The sequence below is a fragment of the Paractinoplanes aksuensis genome (genome assembly GCF_024137025.1).
GTDB classification, from domain to species: domain Bacteria; phylum Actinomycetota; class Actinomycetes; order Mycobacteriales; family Micromonosporaceae; genus Actinoplanes; species Actinoplanes aksuensis.
Map to the genome: position 1 here is coordinate 162765 of NZ_JAMYJR010000012.1, position 8948 is coordinate 171712.

Genomic DNA, 8948 nt, shown 5'->3' on the forward strand with positions numbered 1-8948 from the left:
CACCCGCGCAGAATTTAGTCCCGCACTTAGACGTCCGTCTATTAGCAAACCCTTAATTCCCACGCAGAGATCAACCCGATATCACCCACCGCGACCACCGCGGGACCGTGCTGAAGGCCGTACGCCACACCAAACACCCCGCCGAGCTGGACGCCGAAGGCGACAGGAGTCGAAGCGCCCCCACTCTCTACGGCCAGTTACCGGCCGGAACGTGGGGTCTGGGGGCTCGGCCCCCAGGTGAGAATGCGAGGAGGCCAGCTCCGCGCTTTCTGCGGACAGGGGCCTCCCACCGACGAGCGGGCGACGAGAATCGAACTCGCGTAATCAGTTTGGAAGACTGAGGCTCTACCATTGAGCTACGCCCGCAACGCCCCCGTCTGGAACGGGGTTGCTCGGGACAGCTTACTGAATCAACTCCCGTCCGCGCGAACCGGATTCCCCAGCAGGTGACTCCAGCGCACGCGCGCGGAAGCGGACCGCATACACTGGCCGTCGCCACGGGGTGTGGCGCAGCTTGGTAGCGCACTCGCTTTGGGAGCGAGGGGCCGTGGGTTCAAATCCCGCCACCCCGACTGACATCAACTATCCGCAGCAACAAGGAGTACGCCTGTGAAGAGCACCGTCGAGACTCTGAGCCCGACTCGGGTGAAGCTCGCCATCGAGGTGCCGTTCGACGAGCTCAAGCCGAGCCTGCAGAAGGCGTACCGGGAGATCGGCGCGCAGGTGCAGGTGCCGGGCTTCCGTCGCGGCAAGATCCCTTCAGCGGTCATCGACCAGCGTGTCGGGCGTGGCGCGGTCCTCAACGAGGCCGTCCAAGAGGCGATCCCGCAGCAGATCCTGGCCGCCGTGCGTGAGCACGACGTCAAGACGCTGGGCCGCCCCGAGGTCGAGATCACCGAGTTCGGCGACAACGAGCCGCTGAAGTTCACGGCCGAGGTCGACGTCCGTCCCGAGATCACCGTGCCCGACCTCAAGACCATCTCGGTCACGGTCCCGGCGGTCGAGATCGGCGACAACGAGATCGATGAGCAGATCAACGGCCTGCGCGAGCGGTTCGCCACCTTGAAGACGGTGGAGCGCCCGGCCGCCGAGGGTGACTACGTGCAGCTCGACCTGAAGGCGACTGTCGACGGCGTCGAGGTGCCGGGCGGTTCGGCCACCAACATCTCGCACGAGGTGGGCAGCAAGCAGCTGCTCCCGGGCCTCGACGAGGTTCTGGTCGGCCTGGTCGCGGGGGCCGACGCGCAGTTCACCACGCAGCTCGTGGGCGGCGACTTCGCCGGCCGCGACGCCGACGTCGAGGTGACGGTCCGCAGCGTCAAGGACAAGCAGCTGCCCGAGATCGACGACGACTTCGCCCAGATGGCCAGCGAGTTCGACACGCTGGACGAGCTGAAGGGCGACCTGCGCGAGCGGCTGACCAAGGTCAAGAAGGTCGAGCAGATCTACGCGGCTCGCGACGAGGCGCTCAAGCAGCTGGTCGAGACGGCCGACATCCCGGCTCCCGAAGGCGTCGTCAAGGACGAGGTCGAGGGTCGCAAGCAGGCCATGACCGACCAGCTGGAGCGGATCGGCGCGACCCTGCAGGACTACCTGACCTCGGAGGACAAGACCGAGGAGCAGATCGACGAGGAGCTGACCGAGGCCGCTCAGGAGGGCGTCCGCATTCAGCTGCTGCTCGACACGATCGCCGACGCCGAGGACGTCCAGGTGTCGGACGACGAGTTCGGCCACGAGATCGTGCACCGGGCGCAGCGCGCTCAGATGCAGCCTCAGCAGTACTACGACCAGCTCGTGCAGTCGGGCGCGGCAGCCGCCGTGTTCGGCGACGTGCGTCGCGGCAAGGCCCTGGCCTCGGTCATGGAGCAGGTCGAGATGAAGGACAGCGAAGGCACCGTCCTGACCCTCGACGACCTCCGCGCCGCCAGCGAGGACGAGCACGCCGGCCACAACCACTGAGTTCATTGGCGAACGCGATCGCCCCTCTTGGCTGATGAGGAGACAGTCGATTTTCCATCACCGCAAACCCGGCGGCGACGAAAAATCGACTGTCTCCTCATCAGCGGGGCGATCGCGTCGCTGTGTTTGTGGGCCTCCCTGCGCTGTCAGCGAACACCTGCCCGAGCGGGAAGCTGATGCGCAAAGGACCGGTTAGGTTGGTCGTACGACGGACAACTTGCCGGCCGCCACTGGCCGGCACAGTCAGCTTCGAAGGGCTGCCATGACCGATCTTCATCTCCCCGCGAGCCCTGTGCTCCGCGGCGATTCCCTCAGTGGCAACCTCGACGACTCGGTCTTCAACCGCCTGCTGCGCGAGCGCATCATCTTCCTCGGCAGCGAGGTTTCCGATTCGGTGGCCAACCGCATCTGCGCGCAGCTGCTGCTGCTCTCCGCCGAGGACCCTGAGCGCGACATCCACCTCTGGATCAACTCGCCCGGTGGCTCCGTCTACTCGGGTATGGCGATCTACGACACGATGCAGTTCATCGACAACGACGTGCAGACTGTGGCCATGGGCATGGCCGCGTCGATGGGGCAGCTGCTGCTCTGCGCCGGCGCCCCGGGCAAGCGTTTCTCGCTGCCGCACGCGCGGATCATGATGCACCAGCCTTCGGGTGGCATGGGCGGCACGGCCGCCGACATCGCCATCCAGGCCGAGCAGATGCTCTACACCAAGCGAATGTTCCAGGAGCGGGTCGCTTTCCACACCGGCCAGACCCAGGAGCAGATCGAGCAGGACTCCGACCGTGACCGCTGGTTCACGGCTCAGGAGGCTGTTGACTACGGCTTCATCGACAAGGTGATCACCGGGGCCACTCAGGTCACCGATGGCGCCGGCACGCTGAACTGAGGAGCTGAACTATGACTGACCTGACCTTGCCCTCTGGGTTCGCGCCGGTGCACAACCGCTACGTGCTGCCCTCCTTCGTCGAGCGTTCCTCGAACGGGATGATGAAGGAGACGAACCCCTACAACAAGATGTTCGAGGACCGGATCATCTTCCTCGGCGTCCAGGTGGACGACGCGTCGGCCAACGACGTGATGGCCCAGTTGCTGACGCTGGAGAGCTCCGACCCCGACCGCGACATCCTGATGTACATCAACTCGCCCGGCGGGTCCTTCACCGCCATGACGGCGATCTACGACACCATGCAGTACGTGCGCCCCGACATCTCGACGGTCTGCCTCGGGCAGGCCGCCAGCGCGGCGGCTGTTCTGCTGGCCGGTGGCACGGCGGGCAAGCGCATGGCCCTGCCGCACTCCCGGGTGCTGATCCACCAGCCGGCCACCGAGGGTGGTTACGGCCAGGGCTCGGACATCGAGATCCAGGCGCGCGAGATCCTGCGCATGCGGACCCAGATGGAAGAGATGATCTCGCGTCACACCGGTCGCACGCCCGAGCAGGTCCGCAAGGACGTCGACCGCGACAAGATCATGACGGCCGACGAGGCCAAGGAGTACGGCATCGTCGACGTCGTGCTCGCGAGCCGCAAGAAGAGCCTGCAGTCGGTGGGCTCGGGCAGCTGACCACTGGCCGTCCCGGTCGGCCGCTTCGGCGGCGGCGGGGCGGTCGGACGGGATCTCAGGGGCCGGTCGGCACGATATAGACTGGCCGACCCCTGACACGCCCGTTTTGGGGGGTCGGAGAACGGCACCTTTGCGGGTAACGTCGAGCGTGCAGCCTCAGTTACGCGGTTCGGCAGACGATGAGATGGCAACGAGGCAATCAGCCCTCAGTCAGGGGTCGGTGAAAGCCGGCCGATGAGTCTTAGGAGTACGTAGGTGGCACGGATCGGCGACGGCGGCGACCTACTGAAGTGCTCCTTCTGTGGGAAGTCCCAGAAGCAGGTCAAGAAGCTCATCGCGGGCCCCGGGGTCTACATCTGCGACGAGTGCATCGACCTCTGCAACGAGATCATCGAGGAAGAGCTGGCCGAGACCGGCGAGGTGAAGTGGGAAGAGCTTCCCAAGCCGATGGAGATCTGCCAGTTCCTCGACCAGTACGTGGTGGGTCAGGAACAGGCCAAGAAGGCGCTCTCGGTCGCCGTCTACAACCACTACAAGCGGATCCAGGCCGAGTCGAGCGGCGCCCCCGGTGCGGGCAGCGACGTCGAGGTGGCCAAGTCCAACATCATGCTCATCGGCCCCACGGGCTGCGGTAAGACGCACCTGGCGCAGACCCTGGCCCGCATGCTGAACGTGCCGTTCGCGATCGCGGACGCCACGGCGCTCACCGAGGCCGGCTACGTGGGCGAGGATGTGGAAAACATCCTGCTCAAGCTCATCCAGGCCGCCGACTACGACGTCAAGCGGGCCGAGCAGGGCATCATCTACATCGACGAGGTCGACAAGATCGCCCGTAAGAGCGAGAACCCGTCGATCACCCGCGACGTCTCGGGCGAGGGCGTTCAGCAGGCTCTGCTGAAGATCCTCGAGGGCACGGTGGCCAACGTCCCGCCGCAGGGCGGCCGTAAGCACCCCCACCAAGAGTTCATCCAGATCGACACCACCAACGTGCTGTTCATCGTGGGTGGCGCGTTCGCTGGTCTCGACCGGATCATCGAGTCGCGCGTGGGTCACGGCGGTGTCGGTTTCGGCGCCCACCTGCGGTCGATCTCCGAGCGGAACACCGACGACATCTTCAGCCGCGTCATGCCGGAAGACATGCTGAAGTTCGGTCTGATCCCCGAGTTCATCGGTCGTCTGCCGGTCATCACCACGGTCCGCAACCTCGACCGCGAGGCGCTGATCAAGATCCTGACCGAGCCTCGCAACGCCTACGTGAAGCAGTATCAGCGCCTCTTCGAGCTGGACGGGGTCGAGCTCGAGTTCGACTTCGGCGCGCTCGAGGCCATCGCCGACCAGGCGATGCTGCGCGGCACGGGCGCCCGCGGTCTCCGCGCCATCATGGAAGAGGTTCTGCTCTCCGTGATGTACGAGGTGCCCAGCAACCCCGACGCCGCCCGCGTGGTCATCACGCGCGAGGTCGTCCTCGAAAACGTCAACCCGACCATCGTCCCGCGCGAGTTCGTCGGCCGCCGCCGTCGCGAGCGCGAGGAAAAGTCCGCCTGACACCACCAGAAGCCGCCGCCGTCACCCTCCCCGGTGCCGCGGCGGCTTTTGCATGTGCGGCGCCCTAACCGGACGCGGTCGCCTGGCGGTTGGTGAGCGTCTCGATCACGGTCGTGGCCCAGCGGATGTTCATCTGCTCGTACATCCGCCCCGCCATGAGGGTCAGATAGGGCCCGACCTGCTCGCTCTCGCGCAGGTACTCGTCCTCGTCGCGCCCCGAGAGCATCCGCTCCCGCATCTGGTCGTACCCGGCGAGCTTCTCCCGTGACCGCCCGATCCTCTCCGCGGCTGCCGCGATGATCGCCCCCGGCTCGCCCGGGTCGACGGCCTGCAACTTGACGAGGAACTCGTCGCGCATCGCCGGCGGTTTGGCCGGCCGGGCGCCGAACGCCCGCAGCTCGTCGCGACCCTCGGCCGTCAGCTCGAACACCCGCTTGTTGGGCCGCCGGGTCTGCTCCACGACCCGGGCGCTGACCAGACCGTCCTGCTCGAGCCGTTCCAGATCGCGGTAGAGCTGCTGCGGGGTGGCCGACCAGAAGTTCGCCACTCCCACATCGAATCGCTTGGCCAGCTCGTACCCCGATGCTTCGCCCTGGGCCAGGGCCGCCAGCAGTGCGTGGCGCAGTGACATCTGGACACCTCCTCGCCCGCAGGTTAGCGTAATCCGCACCTATTCAATTAGTTGCCTATCGGGGGCCGTCGTGCATCCGTTCCGAGCCGCCATCGAAGCCCGAGACATCGACGCCGCCCTGGCCCTGCTCCACGAGGACGTCGTCTTCCGCAGCCCAGTGGTCTACACCCCCTATCGCGGCCGTTTCGCCGTCGACCCGATCCTCAGGGCCGTCATTCAGGTCTTCGAGGACTTCCGCTACACCCGCGAGCTCACCTCCCCGCCCGATCACGCCCTGGTGTTCGAGGCCCGCATCGGCGACAAGCACCTCGAGGGTTGCGACTTCCTGCGGGTGGGCCCGGGCGGCCTGGTCACCGACTTCACGGTGATGATCCGCCCGCTCAAGGGAATCCATGCCCTGGCCGAAGCCATGCAAGCTCGGCTGGCCTGACCCCGATGGTCGCCCGGCCAATAATGCGCCCGTGCGGATCTCCTGCTCGCCCGGCCCATGCCGTGCCGTGCGGATCTCCTGCTCGCCCGGCCCATGCCGTGCCGTGCGGATCTTGTGCTCGGCCATCGTCATGACCGTCGTCCGCGAGATCGAGACGCCACCCGGCCTCGAGGCGCTCGCCGGCCTGCACCCCGTCGACTACCGCGAGTCGTTCACTTTTGCCACGTCGACCGACCGCACGGCGGAGCAATGGGCGCGCCAGACCCTCGAACGCTGCCCCCTGACGACGCGGGCGCAGATGATCACCGTATGGACCCTGCTGGGCATCCGGCTGGCCCCGCCGTGGTCCCGGGCCCAGGTACTCGGTTGGCGAATCCTGCACCACACCACCTCCGACATCGTTCTGGAAGCGCGGGCCGCGACCGGCGTCACCGCCCGCCTCGTCCTGCACACCACTGCGACTTCGGTGACCCAGGCGATGGTGGTCCGCTTCGACCGGCCTCTCGGACGCCGGATCTGGGGCCGCCTGGCGCCGAAGCATCGCCGCTTTCTCCGTGCTCTGCTCGGCCGGGCCGCTGCATCACCTCCTTCCGCCTGACCTCCGCTCGGGGGAGAGTCAACCGTGGACCCCGGCCTGTGGGTAGCGCCGTCGGTAGGGGGACGAAGCAGTTCTTCGGTACTGGGTCAGCCGGGAAGGTTGGACCGTGCGGTGAGCGCTCGTAGGCTTCAGGCATGCGTGTTGCGGTGTGTCAGGTGAACTCCCGGGCCGACCGGAACCACAACCTCCAGGTGGCCCGCGATCAGCTCGAACGGGCCGCGGCCGCGGGAGCCGAATTGGCCGTGCTGCCGGAGTACGTCGACTACCTCGGCCCGGGGGAGACGGCTCCCAAACCCGAGCCGGCCGACGGCGAGTTCGCGGAGTTCTTCGCGACCGCGGCGCGTGAGCTCGGCCTGTGGGTGCACGCCGGCTCTTTCCACGAGAGCGGCCCCGACCCCCAGCGCACCTACAACACGTCCCTGGTCTTCGACCCGAGCGGCGGCCTGGTCGCCCGCTACCGCAAGATCCACCTGTACGACGTCGAGATCGCCGGTCGCGTCTCCTATCAGGAGTCCAGGTCCGTGGCGCCGGGCGACGAGACAGTCGTGGCCGAGATCGCCGGCGTGCGTACGGGCCTCTCGATCTGTTACGACCTGCGCTTCCCCGAGCTGTACCGGCGGCTCGCCGTCGACGGGGCCGCGCGGATCTTGGTCGTGCCGGCGGCGTTCATGATGCACACCGGACGCGACCACTGGGAGGTCCTGCTCCGGGCGCGCGCGATCGAGAACCAGTGCTACGTCGTGGCGGCCGGCCAGATCGGCGATCACGACCCCGGGCGTACGTGTTTCGGGCGCAGCATGATCATCGACCCCTGGGGAACCGTGCTGGCCCAGGCGCCCGACACGGTCGGCACAGTGACCGCGGACCTCGACTTCGAACGGCTGGACAAGATCCGCACCGAACTGCCCAGCCTGGCCAACCGCCGCCTCTAGGCGCCGGCCGGTGTCCGGGGCGTGCGGCCATGTTCACCGTGGAGCCGGCTCCCGCGTACCCGGGACACGTCCTCGCCCTGAAAGCTGAGGGGAAGGCTGGGCGCACCAAGGATGTGGACGCCGCTCCCCGAAGGGATTGTCTTGCCGATCCCGCGGTGCTGCGGCGTCGCTTGGGCAGCGCCGGACGGCGTCCCCGAAGCGGCCGCATGGGTGGCAGGCCGAGCGTGAAGCGGCCAGGTAGCGGCCGGGCGGCACGGCACCGGTATGAGACGGCTCTGCGGCCGACGTAAGCCGGCACCCGGACCGCGCTTCCCTCACGCGTGACCGGTGGGGCGGTCCCCGGTAGCCGCTCGACCCCGTCGCGCAGTCGTTCCCGGTCGTCCTCGTCGCGGGTGTCCCCGGCCAGGCGCTCGGTGCTGGGTGCCCCGGTGCCGGTCGCCTTGGCAAGTTCGAGACGCAGCTGTCCTCGGGGAGGCGCGGGTTCCACCTTCCCCGTGATGGCAGTCGCGACCGGCTACGAAACCGAAAAGGCTTGCTTCAGTGTGCTCTGCGCGAGGGTGTCAGCGGCGTCACAAAAGCTGGATCAAGTAGCCGACCAGCGCGAAACCGATGACCGCGACGCCCGAGAGAAGCATGGCCCCGCCCATGCGGGACGGGCCCCGTGCGAGAAGCCGGCGGACCGAGACAACCAGCGCGACCAGCACAAGTGCGCCGATGACGAACTGGCCGAACGGCATGATCATGTCTACGAGCACGTCGGCCGCCAGCGTCTCCGAAGCACCCATGTGCCCACTCTTTCACGTCGCGAAGCCGTTTCGGGTCGTCTCGGTTCCTGGTTGGGCACGGGGGCCGATTTGCATGGGCGGCACTCGGTCAAGTAACTTTCTCTCTGCCCGAGGGAAACCCGGACGAACGGCGCGAAAGCGACGCTTGACCGGCGGCTCCGGAGGGTAGGCGTTACGCTTGACCGACGAGGCCGGGTGGAGCGGGGCAGGGCGACTTGCGCTAGCGAAACCAACCGGGTAAGTTAGTCAGGCCAGTGGGAACCGGGCAAGCAGATCGCGAAAGTGATCGTCGGCCGGTCCGCGAGGCCACTCTCACGATCTACCCGCCGGACGGCGGGTTCGAGTCGTGGGACAAACTTGGGCGATGCAAGCAAGATCTCGGATCTTGCGCTTGCGAAGTCGACCAGGTAAGTTTGAGCGGTTGCCCCGGAGCGGTTAGCCGGGTAGCGGTTGTTCTTTGAGAACTCAACAGGGTGCTTGATAAGCCAGTGCCAATTAA

General features: G+C 67.0%; 9 protein-coding genes and 2 tRNA genes. 8 read left to right on the forward strand and 3 right to left on the reverse strand.

What is annotated here, in order from left to right; translation table 11 throughout:
- Window positions 1-295: 295 nt before the first annotated feature.
- Window positions 296-366 (reverse strand) — tRNA-Gly (locus tag M1L60_RS12780).
- 132 nt (window positions 367-498) lie between these two features.
- Here M1L60_RS12780 and M1L60_RS12785 point away from each other — a divergent pair.
- The 5 genes from M1L60_RS12785 (at window position 499) to clpX (ending at window position 5073) form a co-directional block, all read left to right on the forward strand.
- Window positions 499-572, forward strand: a tRNA-Pro gene (locus M1L60_RS12785).
- Window positions 573-609: 37 nt separating this feature from the next.
- Entirely contained in the window at window positions 610-1959 is a 1350-nt protein-coding gene (gene tig, locus M1L60_RS12790; RefSeq protein WP_253237597.1) for a trigger factor, read from the forward strand.
- Between the two features lie 262 nt (window positions 1960-2221).
- Complete coding sequence (locus M1L60_RS12795) at window positions 2222-2851, forward strand: ClpP family protease (RefSeq protein ID WP_253237598.1); 630 nt, start codon at window positions 2222-2224, stop codon at window positions 2849-2851.
- 11 nt (window positions 2852-2862) lie between these two features.
- Window positions 2863-3528: an ATP-dependent Clp protease proteolytic subunit gene (locus M1L60_RS12800; protein ID WP_253237599.1), complete on the forward strand. Its 666-nt coding sequence runs from the start codon at window positions 2863-2865 to the stop codon at window positions 3526-3528.
- A 255-nt stretch (window positions 3529-3783) separates the two neighbouring features.
- On the forward strand, window positions 3784-5073 hold the full coding sequence (gene clpX / locus M1L60_RS12805) for an ATP-dependent Clp protease ATP-binding subunit ClpX (protein ID WP_253237600.1): 1290 nt from the start codon (window positions 3784-3786) through the stop codon (window positions 5071-5073).
- 64 nt (window positions 5074-5137) lie between these two features.
- Here the strand turns inward: clpX and M1L60_RS12810 are convergent, their stop codons facing one another.
- On the reverse strand, window positions 5138-5704 hold the full coding sequence (locus M1L60_RS12810) for a PadR family transcriptional regulator (protein WP_253237601.1): 567 nt from the start codon (window positions 5702-5704) through the stop codon (window positions 5138-5140).
- A gap of 70 nt (window positions 5705-5774) precedes the next feature.
- On the opposite strand from M1L60_RS12810, the gene M1L60_RS12815 reads away from it, so the two are divergent.
- The 3 genes from M1L60_RS12815 to M1L60_RS12825 all read left to right on the forward strand — a co-directional run bounded on the left by M1L60_RS12815 (window position 5775) and on the right by M1L60_RS12825 (window position 7664).
- Window positions 5775-6134, forward strand: a complete 360-nt coding sequence (locus M1L60_RS12815) for a nuclear transport factor 2 family protein (RefSeq protein ID WP_253237602.1) — start codon at window positions 5775-5777, stop codon at window positions 6132-6134.
- Window positions 6135-6237: 103 nt separating this feature from the next.
- Window positions 6238-6732, forward strand: a complete 495-nt coding sequence (locus tag M1L60_RS12820) for a hypothetical protein (RefSeq protein WP_253237603.1) — start codon at window positions 6238-6240, stop codon at window positions 6730-6732.
- Between the two features lie 134 nt (window positions 6733-6866).
- Window positions 6867-7664 (forward strand): carbon-nitrogen hydrolase family protein, encoded by a 798-nt coding sequence (locus M1L60_RS12825; protein WP_253237604.1) that lies wholly within the window; start codon window positions 6867-6869, stop codon window positions 7662-7664.
- 569 nt (window positions 7665-8233) lie between these two features.
- Here the strand turns inward: M1L60_RS12825 and M1L60_RS12830 are convergent.
- Window positions 8234-8449 (reverse strand): hypothetical protein, encoded by a 216-nt coding sequence (locus tag M1L60_RS12830; protein WP_253237605.1) that lies wholly within the window; start codon window positions 8447-8449, stop codon window positions 8234-8236.
- Window positions 8450-8948: the final 499 nt, after the last annotated feature.

What these genes read in the sequence shown, in the direction of transcription:
- M1L60_RS12795 (WP_253237598.1), top strand. Translation starts at nt 2,222, where the DNA reads ATGACCGATCTTCATCTCCCCGCGAGCCCTGTGCTCCGCGGCGATTCC.
- M1L60_RS12830 (WP_253237605.1), bottom strand. Translation starts at nt 8,449, where the DNA reads ATGGGTGCTTCGGAGACGCTGGCGGCCGACGTGCTCGTAGACATGATC.
- M1L60_RS12800 (WP_253237599.1), top strand. Translation starts at nt 2,863, where the DNA reads ATGACTGACCTGACCTTGCCCTCTGGGTTCGCGCCGGTGCACAACCGC.
- M1L60_RS12825 (WP_253237604.1), top strand. Translation starts at nt 6,867, where the DNA reads ATGCGTGTTGCGGTGTGTCAGGTGAACTCCCGGGCCGACCGGAACCAC.
- M1L60_RS12810 (WP_253237601.1), bottom strand. Translation starts at nt 5,704, where the DNA reads ATGTCACTGCGCCACGCACTGCTGGCGGCCCTGGCCCAGGGCGAAGCA.